At 59.0% G+C, this 17,588-nt stretch carries 14 protein-coding genes, 1 tRNA gene and 1 pseudogene; 2 read left to right on the forward strand and 14 right to left on the reverse strand.

Translation table 11 applies throughout. The features are described 5' to 3' along the window. From ASD00_RS40540 to rpsL, 4 genes are all read right to left on the reverse strand, one after another. The coding region (locus ASD00_RS40540; RefSeq protein ID WP_141681087.1) for a GTP-binding protein at window positions 1-98 on the reverse strand (98 nt) is incomplete at its 3' end. Between the two features lie 72 nt (window positions 99-170). Further along, the gene (gene fusA / locus ASD00_RS31090) at window positions 171-2,270 is read right to left on the reverse strand and encodes an elongation factor G (RefSeq protein WP_025426663.1); all 2,100 of its coding nucleotides are present in this window, start codon (window positions 2,268-2,270) and stop codon (window positions 171-173) included. A 29-nt stretch (window positions 2,271-2,299) separates the two neighbouring features. Beyond that, complete coding sequence (gene rpsG / locus ASD00_RS31095) at window positions 2,300-2,770, reverse strand: 30S ribosomal protein S7 (RefSeq protein WP_025426662.1); 471 nt, start codon at window positions 2,768-2,770, stop codon at window positions 2,300-2,302. Between the two features lie 79 nt (window positions 2,771-2,849). After that, window positions 2,850-3,221, reverse strand: coding sequence for a 30S ribosomal protein S12 (gene rpsL, locus ASD00_RS31100; protein ID WP_003507760.1), 372 nt, complete (start codon window positions 3,219-3,221; stop codon window positions 2,850-2,852). 562 nt (window positions 3,222-3,783) lie between these two features. Between rpsL and ASD00_RS31105 the strand changes: the two genes are divergently transcribed. Next, window positions 3,784-4,080: a hypothetical protein gene (locus tag ASD00_RS31105; protein ID WP_025426661.1), complete on the forward strand. Its 297-nt coding sequence runs from the start codon at window positions 3,784-3,786 to the stop codon at window positions 4,078-4,080. Between the two features lie 119 nt (window positions 4,081-4,199). Here ASD00_RS31105 and rpoC read toward each other — a convergent pair whose 3' ends face one another. The 9 genes from rpoC to ASD00_RS31150 all read right to left on the reverse strand — a co-directional run bounded on the left by rpoC (window position 4,200) and on the right by ASD00_RS31150 (window position 16,643). After that, window positions 4,200-8,405 (reverse strand): DNA-directed RNA polymerase subunit beta', encoded by a 4,206-nt coding sequence (gene rpoC, locus ASD00_RS31110; protein ID WP_025426660.1) that lies wholly within the window; start codon window positions 8,403-8,405, stop codon window positions 4,200-4,202. Window positions 8,406-8,591: 186 nt separating this feature from the next. Continuing rightward, window positions 8,592-12,731 (reverse strand): DNA-directed RNA polymerase subunit beta, encoded by a 4,140-nt coding sequence (gene rpoB, locus ASD00_RS31115; RefSeq protein WP_025426659.1) that lies wholly within the window; start codon window positions 12,729-12,731, stop codon window positions 8,592-8,594. Between the two features lie 266 nt (window positions 12,732-12,997). Beyond that, complete coding sequence (rplL, locus tag ASD00_RS31120) at window positions 12,998-13,375, reverse strand: 50S ribosomal protein L7/L12 (protein WP_025426658.1); 378 nt, start codon at window positions 13,373-13,375, stop codon at window positions 12,998-13,000. Between the two features lie 58 nt (window positions 13,376-13,433). Next, a complete protein-coding gene (gene rplJ, locus ASD00_RS31125; protein WP_025426657.1) occupies window positions 13,434-13,952 on the reverse strand; it encodes a 50S ribosomal protein L10 in 519 nt (172 codons plus the stop codon). Window positions 13,953-14,284: 332 nt separating this feature from the next. Beyond that, a complete protein-coding gene (gene rplA / locus ASD00_RS31130) occupies window positions 14,285-14,983 on the reverse strand; it encodes a 50S ribosomal protein L1 (RefSeq protein WP_025426656.1) in 699 nt (232 codons plus the stop codon). Window positions 14,984-14,987: 4 nt separating this feature from the next. Beyond that, window positions 14,988-15,416, reverse strand: a complete 429-nt coding sequence (rplK, locus tag ASD00_RS31135; RefSeq protein ID WP_025426655.1) for a 50S ribosomal protein L11 — start codon at window positions 15,414-15,416, stop codon at window positions 14,988-14,990. A 208-nt stretch (window positions 15,417-15,624) separates the two neighbouring features. Continuing rightward, window positions 15,625-16,155 carry a transcription termination/antitermination protein NusG gene (nusG, locus tag ASD00_RS31140; RefSeq protein WP_025426654.1) on the reverse strand — a complete coding sequence of 177 codons (531 nt, stop codon included), beginning with the start codon at window positions 16,153-16,155 and terminating at the stop codon, window positions 15,625-15,627. Window positions 16,156-16,171: 16 nt separating this feature from the next. After that, on the reverse strand, window positions 16,172-16,372 hold the full coding sequence (secE, locus tag ASD00_RS31145) for a preprotein translocase subunit SecE (RefSeq protein ID WP_025426653.1): 201 nt from the start codon (window positions 16,370-16,372) through the stop codon (window positions 16,172-16,174). Between the two features lie 195 nt (window positions 16,373-16,567). After that, window positions 16,568-16,643: transfer RNA gene (locus ASD00_RS31150), tRNA-Trp, on the reverse strand. A 276-nt stretch (window positions 16,644-16,919) separates the two neighbouring features. Between ASD00_RS31150 and ASD00_RS31155 the strand changes: the two genes are divergently transcribed. Beyond that, a complete protein-coding gene (locus ASD00_RS31155) occupies window positions 16,920-17,462 on the forward strand; it encodes a GrpB family protein (protein ID WP_025426652.1) in 543 nt (180 codons plus the stop codon). 8 nt (window positions 17,463-17,470) lie between these two features. Here ASD00_RS31155 and tuf read toward each other — a convergent pair. Further along, window positions 17,471-17,588: pseudogene (tuf, locus tag ASD00_RS39475) on the reverse strand (elongation factor Tu); the annotation flags it as partial.

The following is a 17,588-nucleotide window of genomic DNA, read 5'->3' on the forward strand; positions in this document are numbered from 1 at the left end:
GTGATCGCTGCAGTCAGCGACGTCTTGCCATGGTCAACGTGGCCAATCGTGCCAATGTTAACGTGCGGCTTGTTGCGCTCAAATTTGCTCTTTGCCATTTTCGGCTCTCCGTTTCCTGTCCCCTGTCGGGGAAACCTTATCTATCTGTTTTCAGCGAAAGGGTATTCCGGTCACTTCTGACCGGAATACTTTGCCTGGATTTCCTGTGCGACGTTCGACGGGACCGGCGAGTAATGATCGAAGGTCATCGTGTACTGGGCGCGGCCCTGAGACATCGAGCGCAGGTTGTCCACGTACTTGAACATGTTCGCCAACGGGACGTTCGCATTGATGACGACGGCAACACCGCGTGCTTCCTGGCCCTGGATCTGGCCACGGCGCGAGTTCAGGTCGCCGATAACGTCACCGACGTAATCTTCCGGCGTTACGACTTCGACCTTCATCATCGGCTCGAGGAGCTGAGCGCCGGCCTTCTTGGCTGCTTCACGGAAGCAGGCACGCGAAGCGATTTCGAACGCCAGAACCGACGAGTCGACGTCGTGGAAGGCACCGTCGATGAGCGTCGCCTTGACGCCCAGCATCGGGAAGCCAGCCAGCGGACCCGAAGACAGAACGCTTTCGATGCCCTTCTGGACGCCGGGGATGTATTCCTTCGGAACAGCACCGCCAACGATCTTGGACTCGAACTTGAAGTCTTCGCCATCCGGGTTCGGTTCGAAGACGATCTTGACGCGCGCGAACTGGCCGGTACCACCGGACTGCTTCTTGTGCGTGTAGTCTTCTTCGTGCTGACGCGTGATGGTTTCGCGGTAGGCAACCTGCGGCGCGCCGACGGTTGCTTCGACCTTGAATTCGCGACGCATGCGGTCAACCAGGATGTCGAGGTGGAGTTCACCCATGCCTGCGATGATCGTCTGGCCGGACTCTTCGTCGGTCTTGACGCGGAACGACGGGTCTTCTGCAGCCAGGCGGTTGAGCGCGAGGCCCATCTTTTCCTGGTCGCCCTTGGTCTTCGGCTCGATCGCGATCTGGATAACCGGCTCCGGGAATTCCATGCGCTCGAGGATAACCGGCTTCAGCGGGTCGCAGAGCGTATCGCCAGTGGTGGTTTCCTTGAGGCCAGCCAGAGCAACGATGTCGCCAGCAAAGGCTTCTTCGATGTCTTCACGGCTGTTGGAATGCATCTGAAGCATACGGCCGACGCGCTCGCGCTTTTCCTTGACCGTGTTCATGACCGACGTGCCCTTTTCGAGCTTGCCGGAGTAGATACGGGCGAAGGTGAGCGAACCGACGAAGGGGTCGTTCATGATCTTAAAGGCGAGCATCGAAAGCGGCTCGCTGTCGTCAGCGTGGCGCTCGGTCTCGGCTTCGGTCTTGACGTCGATGCCCTTGATCGCCGGGATGTCCATCGGCGACGGCAGGTAGTCGACAACGGCGTCGAGAAGCGGCTGAACGCCCTTGTTCTTGAACGCGGTGCCGCAGAACATCGGGTGGAACTTCACGTCGATGGTGCCGCGGCGAACGAGCGCACGGATCTGGTCGTTATCAGGCAGGTTGCCTTCGAGATACGCTTCAGTCGCAGCTTCATCGATCTCGACAACGGTCTCGATCAGAAGTTCGCGGTACTTCTGCGCTTCTGCCTTCATGTCATCAGGAATTTCGACGACGTCCCACTGGGCGCCGAGCGATTCGTCGCGCCAGATGAGAGCGTTCATCTCGATCAGGTCGATGACGCCCTTGAACTCGGTCTCAGCGCCGATCGGCAGCTGCATGACGACCGGGATCGCACCGAGGCGCGACTTGATCATCGAGACAGAGCGGTAGAAGTCAGCGCCGGTCTTGTCCATCTTGTTGCAGAAGATCATGCGCGGAACGTTGTACTTCTCAGCCTGACGCCAGACGGTTTCCGTCTGAGGCTCAACACCGGCGTTGGCGTCGAGCAGCGCGATGGCGCCGTCGAGAACGCGCAGCGAACGCTCGACTTCGATGGTGAAGTCAACGTGGCCGGGGGTGTCGATGATGTTGAAGCGGCGGGTCTTGCCATCACGACCCTTCCAGAAGGTCGTGGTCGCAGCAGACGTGATAGTGATGCCGCGTTCCTGCTCCTGCTCCATCCAGTCCATGGTAGCGGCGCCGTCGTGGACTTCGCCGATCTTATGGGACTTACCGGTGTAGTAGAGAATACGTTCGGTCGTCGTCGTCTTGCCGGCGTCGATGTGCGCCATAATACCGAAATTGCGGTAGTCTTCGATTTTGTATTCGCGAGCCATAGGGACTCCCTTTCGAAATTGGTCGTCGATTACCAGCGGTAGTGCGAGAATGCACGGTTGGCGTCGGCCATCTTGTGCGTGTCTTCGCGCTTCTTGACGGCGCTGCCACGGTTGTTCGCAGCGTCCATGAGTTCGCCGCAGAGGCGATCAACCATGGTCGTTTCGTTGCGCTTGCGGGCAGCAGCAATCAGCCAGCGGATGGCGAGCGCCTGACGGCGTTCCGGACGAACGTCGACGGGAACCTGGTAGGTTGCACCACCAACGCGGCGCGAACGGACTTCGACGTGCGGAGCGATGTTGTCGAGGGCCGAATGGAACACGGCGATCGGCTCCTGCTTCAGCTTGCCCTGAACGGCATCGAAGGCACCGTAAACGATGCTTTCAGCAACCGACTTCTTACCATGAAGCATGATGGCGTTCATGAACTTGGTGACAACCAGATCGCCGAACTTCGGATCCGGGTTGATCTCGCGCTTTTCTGCACTGTGACGACGTGACATACGTTTTGTCTCTCAACTGTTGACTGGCGCCTTAACACGCGGAGAACCTCGCGCAGCGCCGAATTCGTGAAACCCGAAATTACTTCGGACGCTTCGCACCATACTTGGAGCGGCGCTGCTTGCGGTTCTTGACACCCTGCGTATCGAGAACGCCACGGATGATGTGGTAACGGACACCCGGAAGGTCCTTTACGCGGCCGCCGCGGATCATGACAACCGAGTGTTCCTGAAGGTTGTGACCTTCACCCGGGATATAGCCGATGACCTCGAAACCGTTGGTCAGGCGAATCTTGGCAACCTTACGCAGAGCCGAGTTCGGCTTCTTCGGGGTCGTCGTGTAGACGCGGGTGCAAACACCACGCTTCTGCGGGTTTTCCTGCAGAGCAGGAACCTTGTTGCGCTTTACCTGTGCCTGACGCGGCTTGCGGATCAGCTGGTTTACGGTAGGCATGTAACCATCCCTTGCAAAATCTTGTCTCGTTACCCTTGCGGGCGGATCGTTGCCGTCTCCGGCGATACGGACACCTGTAAAATGCGCAAACGAGGACCGATCCGCTTTGTCGCGGATGGCCCTACAAAAAGCAGAGGACACAGCATTTCGCGCGTCATGCGTGCAGCATTTTTTGTAGTCAGCGTGCGTTTCGAACCTTGTTTGAGGCGAACTCCAGAACGCGACGTTCCGAACCAGCCAGCCTCACATGGGCTCCGATGCGGCGGGGTGTACTGATTTCAAGGCCGACAGTCAAGGGCAATTAACAAATATTCTCCCGCCAACAGACCCGCCATGCCCGGAAAACAAGGCTTTGGCGGGTGTCGGGGTGGGTCCTGGCGACCCTGTCTGCACTTGAACACAGACAGCTTCGAACAGGGTTAAGGAATCGGCAACCAGTTTGTGACGGTTTTCCACCGCCATGATTCTGCCGAGTCGCCAAAGCCTGTGGCCTCGCAGCTATTTCTTTCGCGCTGCACTGAAAAGGGCGCTAAAGTCGGCCGCGCACTCGAAAGGATATTCAATGAGCGTCACGCCTGACAACGACAATGCACCGGACGAGCCGATGGTCTTCATCATCATCGGCAAGGCCTATGAGACCGACGGAGACGACGAAGGCGTGGACATTCACGTGATGTTGCGCGCACCCGACGACGATACGGCCGTGCGCGAGGCGCTGAACGCGCTCGCCGAGGAAGGCTTCCTGGAGGCCGACCTCGATCAGATCGGCACACTGACAGACGTGCCGAACGAGGAGCCGCATGCCTCGGCCTACCAGGGCGCCCTCGAAGGCGAAGTTGCGATCATCCGTTTCAGCTGAGGCCGTCGACGCCCCAACGTCGCCTCCCCTTCCAGCCTACCACAATGAAAAAGCCGCCCGGATCGCTCCGGGCGGCTTTTCTGATTTGAGGAAACGAGGGCGAGAACGCCCTCCTCCCATTATTCGGCCGCTGCGTTTTCCTTCGCGAGATCGGCGAGCATCGGGGTGGCAACATCTGCGCCCGTACCCTTGCGACGCTCTTCGAGAATCATCTCGTCGCGCGCCGTCGCGATGCGGCGGATCTGCGTCATCGTTCCGCCGGTACCAGCCGGGATCAGACGGCCGACGATGACGTTTTCCTTCAGACCCTGCAGGCCGTCGACCTTGCCGGCGATCGCCGCTTCGGTCAGCACCTTGGTGGTTTCCTGGAACGACGCCGCCGAGATGAACGACGGTGTCTGCAGCGAGGCCTTGGTGATGCCGAGCAGGACCGGATCGCCGTATGCCGGCTTCTTGCCCTGTTCGATCAGGCCGTCGTTGACGTCTTCGAGCTCGATGCGATCGACATTGTCACCGACGATGTAGGTCGAGTCGCCGGCATCGGTGATTTCCACCTTCTGCAGCATCTGACGAACGATGACTTCGATGTGCTTGTCGTTGATCACAACGCCCTGCAGTCGGTAGACTTCCTGGATTTCGTTGACCAGGTAGGAAGCGAGTGCTTCCACTCCCTTGATCGCCAGGATGTCGTGCGGCGCCGGGTTGCCGTCGAGGATGTAGTCGCCCTTTTCGATGTAGTCGCCATCCTGAAGATGGAAGGGCTTGCCCTTCGGGATCAGGTATTCGACCGGCTCAACACCGTCTTCAGCAGGCTCGATCAGAACGCGACGCTTGTTCTTGTAGTCGCGGCCGAAGCGGATCGTACCATCGATCTCAGCGATGACGGCGTGATCCTTCGGACGACGTGCTTCGAACAGTTCGGCAACGCGCGGCAGACCACCGGTGATATCCTTGGTCTTGGCGCTTTCCAGCGGCGAACGTGCCAGCACGTCACCCTGGGAAACCTTCGTGCCCGGTTCAACCGAGAGAATGGCGTCAACCGAAAGCATGAAGCGGGCGTCACCACCACGCGACAGCTTCAGGACCGCGCCGTTCTTGTCCTTGATGACGATCGCCGGCTTCAGGTCGGTACCGCGCGGCGTCGAACGCCAATCGATAACCTGACGCTTGGTGATGCCGGTGGACTCGTCGGTCGCTTCGAGCACGGAGATGCCGTCGACGACGTCTTCGAAGTGAACGGTACCTTCCACTTCCGTCATCATCGGACGGGTGTAGGGGTCCCACTCGGCAAGACGCTGACCGCGCTTCACCTTGTCACCATCGTCGACGAAGATCTTCGAACCGTAGGCGACACGCTGCGAGGAGCGCTCGACACCACGTTCGTCGAGGATCTGGACGGCCATGTTACGACCCATGGCGACAAGGATGCCGTCAGAGTTGCGCAGCATGTTGCGGTTCTTGATCTGTACCGTGCCTTCGTAGGACGCTTCCAGGAACGACTGGTCGACCACGGTCGCCGTACCGCCCAAGTGGAAGGTACGCATGGTGAGCTGGGTGCCCGGTTCACCGATCGACTGTGCAGCGATAACGCCAACCGCTTCGCCCATGTTGACCGGCGTACCACGTGCCAGGTCGCGGCCGTAGCAGACGCCGCAAACGCCCGTCTGGATTTCGCAGGTCAGCGCCGAACGGATGCGGATCGACTGGATACCAGCCTTTTCGATCTCGATGACGTCGGGTTCCAGGATCATCCGGCCGGCGTCGACGAGACGAACGCCCGTGACCGGGTGATCGATGTCGTCCAGAGCCGTACGGCCAAGAATACGAGCGCCAAGCGAAGCCACAACCTGACCGGCATCGACGATCGCCGTCATGGTGAGGCCATTCTCGGTGCCGCAATCGACGGAGTTGACGATGCAATCCTGCGCCACGTCGACGAGACGACGCGTCAGGTAGCCCGAGTTCGCGGTCTTCAAGGCGGTGTCGGCCAGACCCTTACGGGCACCGTGGGTCGAGTTGAAGTACTCGTTAACGGTCAGACCTTCCTTGAAGTTCGAGATGATCGGCGTCTCGATGATTTCACCCGACGGCTTGGCCATCAGGCCGCGCATGCCGCCCAGCTGACGCATCTGGTTCGGAGAACCACGGGCGCCGGAGTGCGACATCATGTAGATCGAGTTCATCGGCTTCTGACGGCCGTTGTCGTCAAACTCCACAGCCTTAATGCGGGCCATCATTTCGTCGGCGACCTTCTCGGTAGCCTTGCCCCAGGCGTCAACGACCTTGTTGTACTTTTCGCCCTGGGTGATGAGGCCGTCATTATACTGCTGCTCGTATTCCTTCACGAGCGCTTCAGTATCGCCGACGATCTTCACCTTGGTGTCCGGAATGACCATGTCGTCCTTGCCGAACGAAATGCCGGCGCGGCAAGCATGGGCAAAGCCGAGCTGCATGATGCGGTCGCAGAAGATGACCGTGTCTTTCTGACCGCAGTGACGGTAGACCGTGTCGATCATCTTGGAGATGTTCTTCTTGGTCATTTCCTGGTTGCAGGTCTCGAACGGCACGTTGACGTTGCGCGGCAACAGTTCACCGATGATCATGCGGCCAGGCGTGGTTTCGTAGATCTTCGAAACCGGGTTGCCCTCGGCATCGACGGTCTTGAAACGGCCACGGATCTTGGCGTGCAGTGTCACGGACTTGGTTTCGAGCGCGTGATGCAGCTCGCCCATGTCAGAAAACGCCATGCCTTCGCCGGGCTCGTTCTGGTTCAGGATCGACAGATAGTAGAGACCCAGAACCATGTCCTGCGACGGAACGATGATCGGCGCGCCGTTAGCCGGGTGCAGAATGTTGTTCGTCGACATCATCAGCACGCGTGCTTCGAGCTGCGCTTCGAGCGACAGCGGCACGTGAACGGCCATCTGGTCGCCGTCGAAGTCGGCGTTGAAGGCCGTGCAGACGAGCGGGTGCAGCTGGATGGCCTTGCCTTCGACCAGGGTCGGTTCGAAGGCCTGGATGCCCAGGCGGTGCAGCGTCGGTGCGCGGTTCAACAGAACCGGATGCTCGCGGATGACCTCGTCCAGGATATCCCAGACTTCCGGCTTTTCCTTTTCGACGAGCTTCTTGGCCTGCTTGACGGTCGAGGAATAACCCTTGGCGTCGAGGCGAGCGTAGATGAACGGCTTGAACAGCTCGAGCGCCATCTTCTTCGGAAGACCGCACTGGTGCAGCTTCAGCTCCGGACCGGTCACGATAACCGAGCGGCCGGAGTAGTCGACGCGCTTGCCGAGCAGGTTCTGACGGAAGCGGCCCTGCTTGCCCTTGAGCATGTCGGACAGCGACTTCAGCGGACGCTTGTTGGCGCCGGTGATGACGCGACCGCGACGGCCGTTGTCGAACAGCGCGTCCACAGATTCCTGCAGCATGCGCTTTTCGTTGCGGATGATGATGCCTGGAGCGCGCAGTTCGATCAGACGCTTCAGACGGTTGTTACGGTTGATCACGCGGCGATAGAGATCGTTCAGATCCGACGTCGCGAAACGGCCGCCGTCGAGCGGCACGAGCGGGCGCAGGTCCGGCGGGATCACCGGAACGACCTTCATGATCATCCATTCCGGGCGATTGCCGGAATCCATGAAGTTCTCGACGATCTTCAACCGCTTCATCAGCTTCTTCTGCTTCAGATCCGAGGTGGTCTCGGCCAGATCCGAACGCAGATCGCCAGCGATCTTCTCGAGGTTCATCGAAGCGAGCATTTCATAGATCGCTTCAGCACCGATCATCGCGGTGAACTGATCTTCGCCGAACTCGTCGACGGCGAGCATGTAGTCTTCTTCGCTGAGGAGCTGGTTTTCCTTCAGCGACGTCAGACCGGGCTCGGTGACGATGTAGTTCTCGAAGTAGAGAACGCGCTCGACATCCTTCAGCGTCATGTCGAGCAGCGTCGAAATGCGGCTCGGCAGCGACTTCAGGAACCAGATGTGGGCAACGGGAGCGGCGAGCTCAATATGGCCCATGCGCTCACGGCGAACGCGCGACAGCGTAACTTCAACGCCGCACTTTTCGCAGATGATGCCCTTGTACTTCATGCGCTTGTACTTGCCGCACAGGCATTCGTAATCCTTGATCGGACCGAAGATACGAGCGCAGAAGAGACCGTCACGTTCCGGCTTGAACGTACGATAGTTGATCGTCTCCGGCTTCTTGATCTCACCGTAAGACCAGGAAAGAATCTTCTCCGGCGAGGCGATCGAAATCCGGATGGAATCGAAAGTCTGTGCAGGCACCTGCGGATTGAAAAGATTCATGACCTCTTGGTTCATGCCTGTCTCCTTTACGGGCTTAACGCCCTGAGCTTGGCGAGAGTGCCGACAAATCCCGGGCGCCGGCCCCTCTGCCCCATAAACAGCTAAAACCGCATTTGATGCGGCCCCGTTCCTCTCGCTTGCCAATGAAGCCTTGCGGAGGAAGCGGTGCGCGCCGCGACGCGGCACGCACCTTGATGTTTCTTATTCGGCTGCGTCAGGCAGCTGCGCTGCACCGAGTTCGTCGACCTTGGTGTTCTCGAGTTCGACCGAGAGGCCCAGCGAGCGCATTTCCTTGACGAGAACGTTGAAGCTCTCGGGAATGCCCGCTTCGAAGGTATCGTCGCCACGGACGATCGCTTCGTAGACCTTCGTACGACCGGCCACGTCGTCCGACTTCACCGTCAGCATTTCCTGCAGGGTGTAGGCGGCGCCGTAGGCTTCGAGCGCCCAGACTTCCATTTCCCCGAAGCGCTGACCGCCGAACTGCGCCTTGCCGCCCAGCGGCTGCTGGGTGACGAGCGAGTAAGGACCGATCGAACGGGCGTGGATCTTGTCGTCGACAAGGTGGTTCAGCTTCAGCATGTAGATGTAGCCGACGGTCACCTGGCGGTCGAATTGATCGCCGGTACGGCCATCATAAAGCGTCGACTGACCGGTTACCTTCAGGCCCGCCTGCTCCAGCATCTCGTTGACGTCAGCTTCGACAGCACCGTCGAAGACCGGCGTCGCGATCGAAACGCCACGACGGGTCTGCTCGGCAAGCCGTACGATCGACTCGTCGTCGTACTGCTTGATCGGCTCACCCTTCGGGCCCGACCCGATGACGCTGTCGATGGTGTCGCGCAGCGGCTGGATATCGGCACCTGCCTTGTAGGCATCGAGCATCGCGCCGATCTTCTTGCCCATGCCGGCGCAAGCCCAGCCAAGATGGGTTTCGAGGATCTGGCCGACGTTCATGCGCGAAGGCACGCCGAGCGGGTTCAGAACGACGTCGACGTGCGTACCATCTTCCAGGAACGGCATGTCTTCGATCGGCACGATACGCGACACGACACCCTTGTTGCCGTGACGGCCGGCCATCTTGTCGCCCGGCTGGATCTTGCGCTTAACAGCGACGAAGACCTTGACCATCTTCATGACGCCCGGAGGCATTTCGTCGCCGCGCTGGACCTTTTCGACCTTGTCCATGAAGCGCTGTTCAAGGCGCGACTTGGATTCGTCGTACTGGGCGCGAAGCGCTTCGATCTCGCCCTGAGCCTTCTCGTCTTCGATGGCAAACATCCACCACTGCGAGCGGGGATATTCGCTGACGACGAGGTTGGACAGCTCAGTGCCCTTCTTGAAGCCCTTCGGACCTGCAACCGCGGTGTGACCGCGCAGCATGTCGACGAGACGTGCGTAGACGTTACGATCGAGGATCGCCTGTTCGTCGTCGCGGTCCTTGGCCAGTCGTTCGATTTCCTCGCGCTCGATCGCCATCGCGCGCTCGTCCTTCTCAACGCCGTGGCGATTGAAGACGCGAACTTCGACGACGGTGCCGAACGTGCCCGGGGGCATGCGCATGGACGTGTCGCGCACGTCGGAAGCCTTTTCACCGAAGATGGCGCGCAGAAGCTTTTCTTCCGGCGTCATCGGGCTTTCGCCCTTCGGCGTGATCTTGCCGACCAGGATATCGCCCGGCTGAACCTCAGCACCGATGTAGACGATGCCGGCTTCGTCGAGATTACGCAGCGCTTCTTCCGAAACGTTCGGAATGTCGCGGGTAATTTCTTCCGGACCCAGCTTGGTGTCACGCGCCATCACTTCGAATTCTTCGATGTGGATGGAGGTGAACACGTCGTCACGCACGATGCGCTCGGACAACAGGATCGAGTCTTCGTAGTTGTAGCCGTTCCACGGCATGAACGCGACGAGCGCGTTGCGGCCGAGTGCCAGATCGCCGAGATCGGTCGACGGACCATCAGCAATGATGTCGCCCTTGTTCAGAACGTCACCGACGGTGACCAGCGGGCGCTGGTTGACGCAGGTGTTCTGGTTCGAACGCTGGAACTTCTGCAGACGGTAGATATCGACGCCCGACTTCGACGGATCGAGGTCTTCGGTGGCGCGGATAACGATACGGGTCGCATCGACCTGGTCGACGACACCGCCACGACGGGCTGCAATGGCAGCGCCGGAGTCGCGGGCAACGACCGGTTCCATGCCGGTACCGACGAACGGAGCTTCGGCGCGCAGCAGAGGCACGGCCTGACGCTGCATGTTCGAGCCCATCAGTGCGCGGTTGGCGTCGTCGTTCTCCAGGAACGGGATGAGCGCCGCGGCGACCGAAACGAGCTGCTTCGGCGAAACGTCCATCAGGTTGATGTTGTCACGCGGTGCCAGCATAACTTCGCCGGCATGACGGCAAACGACGAACTCTTCCGAGAACGCACCATCGCTATCGAGAACCGAGTTTGCCTGGGCGACGTGGTACTTCGCTTCTTCCATTGCGGAGAGATAAACGACGTCGTTCGTCACCTTGCCGTCAACGATCTTACGGTACGGGCTTTCGATGAAGCCGTACTTGTTGACGCGGGCAAAGGTTGCAAGCGAGTTGATCAGACCGATGTTCGGGCCTTCCGGCGTTTCAATCGGGCAGATACGGCCGTAGTGCGTCGGGTGAACGTCACGGACTTCGAAGCCTGCGCGCTCGCGGGTCAGACCACCCGGGCCAAGTGCCGAAAGACGGCGCTTGTGGGTGATTTCCGAAAGCGGGTTCACCTGGTCCATGAACTGCGACAGCTGCGAGGAGCCGAAGAATTCGCGGACGGCGGCGGCAGCCGGCTTGGCGTTGATCAGGTCCTGCGGCATGACGGTATCGATTTCGATCGACGACATGCGTTCCTTGATCGCGCGCTCCATGCGCAACAGACCAAGGCGGTACTGGTTTTCCATCAGTTCGCCGACAGAACGAACACGGCGGTTGCCGAGGTTGTCAATGTCGTCGATTTCGCCCTTGCCGTCACGCAGCTCGACCAGCATCTTGACGACAGCCAGGATGTCTTCCTTGCGCAGGATACGAACGGTATCAGCCACTTCAAGGTCGAGACGCATGTTCATCTTCACGCGACCGACGGCCGAGAGGTCGTAACGCTCGGCATCGAAGAACAACGTGTTGAACATGGCTTCCGCAGAATCCATGGTCGGCGGTTCGCCCGGACGCATTACGCGGTAGATATCGAACAGAGCATCCTGACGGTTCTCGTTCTTGTCTACGGTCAGCGTGTTGCGGATGTAGGCGCCGACATTGATATGGTCGATGTCGAGAACCGGGATTTCGTCGAAGCCGGCCGACAGGATGACGGGAAGCGTCTTCTCGTCGATCTCGTCGCCTGCTTCGAGGTAGATTTCACCGGTCGAGAAGTTGACGATGTCTTCGGCAAGGTAGTTGCCATAGAGGTCGTCATCGGTCGCTTTCAGGGCCTTGAGACCCTTGTCCTGCAACTGGCGCAGCAGGCGCGGCGTCAGCTTCTTGCCAGCTTCGACAACCACTTCGCCGGTATCGGCGTCGACCATCTCGGTGATCGCCTTCTGGCCCTTCAGCGCATCCGGCTGGAACGGCACGCGCCAGCCAGCGCCGTCGCGCTGGTAGAGCGACTTCGTGTAGAAGGTGTCGAGGATCTCCTCGCCGTCCATGCCGAGCGCCATCAAAAGCGAAGACACGGGGATCTTGCGGCGGCGGTCGATACGGGCGTGGACGATATCCTTGGCATCGAACTCGATGTCGAGCCAGGAACCGCGATACGGGATCACGCGGGCAGCGAAGAGCAGCTTGCCGGAAGAGTGGCTCTTGCCCTTGTCATGGTCGAAGAACACGCCCGGAGAGCGGTGCATCTGCGAAACGATAACGCGCTCGGTGCCATTGACGATGAAGGTACCGTTGTCGGTCATGAGCGGCATATCGCCCATGTAGACGTTCTGTTCCTTGATGTCCTTGATCGACTTCGCGCCGGTATCCTCGTCAATATCGAACACGATCAGGCGCAGGGTCACCTTGAGCGGTGCTGCGTAGGTCAGATCGCGCTGACGGCATTCTTCGACGTCGAACTTCGGCTGTTCGAATTCGTAGGACACGAACTCGAGCATCGAAGCGCCGGAGAAATCCTTGATCGGGAAAACCGATTTGAAAACGGCTTGAAGGCCCTCATCAGGGCGTCCGCCCTTGGGCTCTTCAACCATAAGAAACTGGTCGTAGGATGCCTTCTGAACCTCGATGAGGTTCGGCATTTCTGCGACTTCTGGAATTTTACCAAAAAACTTGCGTACGCGCCTGCGACCGTTAAACGAAAGGGTCTGAGCCATCGTCGCTCCTTGTCAATCTTGCATCCGGGCCTGCAACGGACGGGAACCGATGGCCAGTCGACCCCGTCAATCAATGAGTAGTTCAATCTCGTCTAACTTGCGGAAAACGCCCAGCGCGGATTGCTGTGCTGAATTCCGTTCGAGACCATCCTCTTGAAGAACCCATTACCCAAAAGCCGTTTTGCGACAGGCTTTTGGGTAATATGTTCTAAAAACGGTCAAAGAGAGGCGGCCGAAATGGCCACCTCCCCTTGCAAAATGCCGAATTACTTGACGTCAACCTTGGCGCCAGCGTCTTCGAGCTTCTTCTTGAGGTCAGCAGCTTCAGCCTTCGAAACGGCTTCCTTGACCGGCTTCGGAGCGCCTTCGACCAGGTCCTTGGCTTCCTTGAGGCCGAGACCGGTGATGGCGCGGACTTCCTTGATGACGTTGATCTTGTTGGCGCCAGCGTCAACGAGGATAACGTCAAATTCGGTCTTTTCTTCTTCGACCGGAGCAGCAGCACCGGCGCCGCCAGCAGCAGCAACAGCTACCGGAGCAGCTGCAGAAACGCCCCACTTCTCTTCGAGCAGCTTGGAAAGCTCAGCAGCTTCCAGGACGGTCAGCGAGGAGAGGTCTTCAACGATCTTTGCGAGATCAGCCATTTTACTTTTCCTTTTGTTCGGTTCGAACTGGTTTTAAATACAACAGCGAAAATCCGCCTTAGGCGGCTTCGTCCTTCTTGGCATAGGCGGCGAACACGCGGGCAAGCTGGCTTGCCGGTGCTGCAACAACCGTAGCAACGCGGGTTGCCGGGGCATTGAGAAGGCCCAGCAGCTTTGCGCGCAGCTCGTCCAGCGAAGGCAGGGTCGCAAGCGACTTGACTGCTTCGGCGGTGAGCGTGGTTGTTCCCATGGAACCACCGAGAACAACGAGCTTGTCGTTGGTCTTGGCGAAATCCATGACGACCTTAGGAGCCGTGATCGGGTCTTGGCTGAATGCGATCAGCGTCTGACCCTTGAAGAGATTTGTCATCCCTTCCGACTCGGTGCCCTGAAGAGCGATCTTGGCCAGGCGGTTTTTCGCGACTTTGACGGTGCCGCCAGCAGCGCGCATCTTCGAACGGAAGTCGTTCATCTGCGCAACTGTGACACCAGCATAGTGGGCCACGACAACCGAACCGGAAGCCTTGAAGACTTCGTTCAGCTCCGTGACGAATTCGCGTTTTTCCGCTCTTTCCACTGTCTGTCTCCAGTTGACAGGGTTGCATGAACTGCAGCCCCTGCCGGGTTTGCCTTTGTCACCAGGGATCTCAAAAAAGATCCCAAGTAACGCTTGAGGATCCTGTCCCTTGGCGTTCCCGGAAAGCCGGGTCTGACACAAGGCAAGCGAGGCTCGAACCGAATTTCGACGCCTCCGGCGTCATCGTGAAATTCAGATCTTACCCGTCTCATGCAGGCCGAAGTGATTAAGGTAAAACCACCCGCAATCTCGGACAGGAGTTCCGGATCGAGATCCGGATTTCCGGCCCCGAAGGGCCGGAAATTATTGCTCGGGCCGAAGCCCGAAATTCATTAGGCGACGCTGAGCGTTGCCGGGTCGATCTTCAGGCCCGGGCCCATGGTCGACGAAATCGCTACGCGCTTGACGTAGTTGCCCTTGGCGCCAGCAGGCTTCGCCTTGACGACCGCGTCAGCGAAGGCGCGGATGTTTTCTTCCAAAGCCTTGGCGTCGAACGAAGCCTTGCCGATGCCGGCGTGGATGATACCAGCCTTCTCGACGCGGAATTCGACGGCGCCGCCCTTGGATGCCTTGACGGCACCGGCAACGTCCATGGTGACCGTTCCGACCTTCGGGTTCGGCATCATGCCGCGCGGGCCGAGAACCTTACCGAGGCGGCCGACGAGCGGCATCATGTCCGGGGTCGCGATGCAACGATCGAAGTCGATCTTGCCGCCCTGAACGATTTCGACGAGCTCTTCAGCGCCGACGATGTCTGCACCGGCAGCCTTGGCTTCATCAGCCTTGGCACCACGTGCGAACACGGCAACACGAACCGTGCGGCCCGTGCCGTTCGGCAGGTTGACGACGCCGCGAACCATCTGGTCGGCGTGGCGCGGGTCAACGCCAAGGTTCATCGCGACTTCAACAGTCTCGTCGAACTTGGCAGTTGCACGTTCCTTGACCAGCGATACGGCTTCGGTGAGGCCGTAGATCTTCGTCGGGTCGATGCCCTCGCGGGACTTCTGTACACGCTTTGCAATCTTCGCCATGGTCTTAGCCCGCCACTTCCAGGCCCATGGAGCGGGCAGAGCCCTCGACCATTGCCATTGCGCCTTCGATATCGGCCGCGTTGAGGTCCTTCATCTTGGCCTCTGCGATCGTGCGGATCTGAGCCTTGGTGATCGAGCCAGCCTTGGCCTTACCTGGGGTCTTCGAACCGGACGTGATCTTCGATTCACGCTTCAGGAAGTAGCTGACCGGCGGCTGCTTCATGACGAAGGTGAACGACTTGTCCTGGTAATAGGTGATGACGACCGGGATCGGCATACCCTTTTCCATTTCCTGCGTGGCGGCATTGAACGCCTTGCAGAATTCCATGATGTTAATGCCACGCTGACCGAGTGCAGGACCGATCGGCGGGGACGGATTGGCCGACCCTGCCTTCACCTGCAGCTTGAGCTGGCCTGCAACTTTCTTAGCCATTTCTCTCTGCCTCTCATTGCCTCGTCGCGACGGATCGAAACGAGGAACTGTTGCGCCGGTTTCCCGGCATGTAGCCGATCAGGGATCGGCGGCTGCGGTTGCGTGGTGCGGACCCTTCGTCCCGGCTAAGGCCGACGTCCTTCCACGCGCATGCGGATTTCTCCGCCAGGGCAGGCCTAAACGACTTGCCCAATCTCTTTTGATCTTCTCAGACCTTCTCGACCTGGCCGTATTCCAGTTCGACCGGGGTCGCACGACCGAAGATCGAAACCTCGACCTTCAGGCGCGACCGCTCCTCGTCGACATCCTGAACGATGCCGTTGAACGAGGCGAACGGACCATCCGAGACGCGAACCTGCTCGCCGATCTCAAAGGAGACGGACGGCTTCGGACGCTCGACGCCATCCTGGACCTGGCCGAGGATACGATCGGCTTCATGATCCGGAATCGGAACCGGCTTGCTGTCGGTCCCGAGGAAACCGGTGACCTTCGGCGTGTTCTTGATGAGGTGAAAGGCCTCATCCGTCAGGTTGGCGCGCACCAGGACGTAACCCGGGAAAAACTTGCGCTCGGCATCAACCTTGCGGCCGCGGCGAATCTCGACAACCTTTTCGGTCGGAACAAGGATCTTCTCGAACAGATGCGAAAGACCTTTTTGCTTGGCCTTTTCCTCGATCGATTCAGCTACCTTCTTTTCGAAATTCGAATAGGCGTGAACAATATACCAGCGTGCAGCCATACTACCCTCCACCCAATCAAGCGCCAGCGTTGAGGACTAGGCCAATCAGCCAACCCATCAACTGGTCCGCAGCAAAGAAGAAGGCAGCGGCAAAAAAGACCATGACAAAAACCATCAGCGTCGAGATCATCGTCTCGCGCCTGGATGGCCAAGTTACTTTCGACGCCTCTGAGCGAACCTGCTGCAGAAACGTAAACGGATTCGTTTTGGATGCCATGTAATGCTCACGCCATTACGGCGCGTAAAGCCGATGATTCAGCCCCACGCACCGCGTGTCTGTTTGGACCCTACATAAAGACCGATTCTACAAATCACAAGAGGCATTCGGTCTTTTCTGTGAATTTCGATGGTCGGCTTATCCGACCTCCTTCCACCTTACCCGGCTTTGAGCCGCTTGCAAAGGCGAAGGCAATGGCAGGGGCAGCCGGGCTTGAACCGACGACCTGCGGTTTTGGAGACCGCCGCTCTACCAACTGAGCTATACCCCTAGATCGCTTCAGCCGGTCATTCTCGAACCGGTCAGCGCATCAAGTCAGCGGCTTATTATTCAGTTTATCGGGCGATGACAAGCGTCTTTGACGGAAAAGAGCAAAAATCCTCAATCAAGTCTTCCCCCCTCCGCCCAGACGGCCGCTCGCCCGCCATATGACCTAGCGAAAACGCATTGTTTTCAATGATGCCACCTCCTCCTCTGCGATTTTCGAGCACCGTTTCGAAGCCAACAGATAGGATTGCGAATCGGTCGAGTGCGACAAGGCAAACCTATGACTGATATCCGCCTGGTTGAATATGATCCGTTCTGGCCAGAGGATTTTGCAGCGCGTCGCCGCGTCATCGCAGGCCTCCTGGCGCCACTCATTGCCGACATTCAACACGTTGGCAGCACAGCCGTACCCGGACTGGCGGCCAAGCCGAAGATAGATATCGACGCCGTCCTTCAATCTGAAGGCGACATTCCGGTAGCGCTCGAAAGCGCGGCTACGGCCGGCTATCACTTCCACGGAGATCCCTACGGCAATGGCCTATGGACACTCACCATGAGCGGGGCGCCCTATGGTACCCGCCTCTATATATGCGGGCCTGACAACCACGCGCATCAAGCGCGCATCCTGTTTCGCGACTACCTGCGCCGACACACGGGAGTCGCGCGACAGTACGAACTGCTCAAACGGAAACTGATCATCCAGGCAAGAGGCAATTGGGACATCTACGCCAGCGGAAAGAGCGAGTTCATCGCCGGCGTCCTGCGTCGGGCTCAAAACGAAAAGCCCCGCTGTTTCCAGCGGGGCCTTTTTGAAGCGAAATAATCCTGAGATTACTCGACGATCGAAGCAACGATGCCGGCGCCGACGGTACGGCCACCTTCGCGGATAGCGAAGCGCAGCTTTTCTTCCATCGCGATCGGAACGATCAGCTCAACGGCAACCGTGACG

Origin of the sequence: Ensifer sp. Root31 (assembly GCF_001424825.1) — a bacterium.
GTDB lineage: Bacteria > Pseudomonadota > Alphaproteobacteria > Rhizobiales > Rhizobiaceae > Ensifer > Ensifer canadensis.

What these genes read in the sequence shown, in the direction of transcription:
- rpsG (WP_025426662.1), bottom strand. Translation starts at nt 2,770, where the DNA reads ATGTCACGTCGTCACAGTGCAGAAAAGCGCGAGATCAACCCGGATCCG.
- rpoC (WP_025426660.1), bottom strand. Translation starts at nt 8,405, where the DNA reads ATGAACCAAGAGGTCATGAATCTTTTCAATCCGCAGGTGCCTGCACAG.
- rplA (WP_025426656.1), bottom strand. Translation starts at nt 14,983, where the DNA reads ATGGCGAAGATTGCAAAGCGTGTACAGAAGTCCCGCGAGGGCATCGAC.
- ASD00_RS31155 (WP_025426652.1), top strand. Translation starts at nt 16,920, where the DNA reads ATGACTGATATCCGCCTGGTTGAATATGATCCGTTCTGGCCAGAGGAT.
- fusA (WP_025426663.1), bottom strand. Translation starts at nt 2,270, where the DNA reads ATGGCTCGCGAATACAAAATCGAAGACTACCGCAATTTCGGTATTATG.
- secE (WP_025426653.1), bottom strand. Translation starts at nt 16,372, where the DNA reads ATGGCATCCAAAACGAATCCGTTTACGTTTCTGCAGCAGGTTCGCTCA.
- rpsL (WP_003507760.1), bottom strand. Translation starts at nt 3,221, where the DNA reads ATGCCTACCGTAAACCAGCTGATCCGCAAGCCGCGTCAGGCACAGGTA.
- rplK (WP_025426655.1), bottom strand. Translation starts at nt 15,416, where the DNA reads ATGGCTAAGAAAGTTGCAGGCCAGCTCAAGCTGCAGGTGAAGGCAGGG.
- rplL (WP_025426658.1), bottom strand. Translation starts at nt 13,375, where the DNA reads ATGGCTGATCTCGCAAAGATCGTTGAAGACCTCTCCTCGCTGACCGTC.
- nusG (WP_025426654.1), bottom strand. Translation starts at nt 16,155, where the DNA reads ATGGCTGCACGCTGGTATATTGTTCACGCCTATTCGAATTTCGAAAAG.
- rpoB (WP_025426659.1), bottom strand. Translation starts at nt 12,731, where the DNA reads ATGGCTCAGACCCTTTCGTTTAACGGTCGCAGGCGCGTACGCAAGTTT.
- ASD00_RS31105 (WP_025426661.1), top strand. Translation starts at nt 3,784, where the DNA reads ATGAGCGTCACGCCTGACAACGACAATGCACCGGACGAGCCGATGGTC.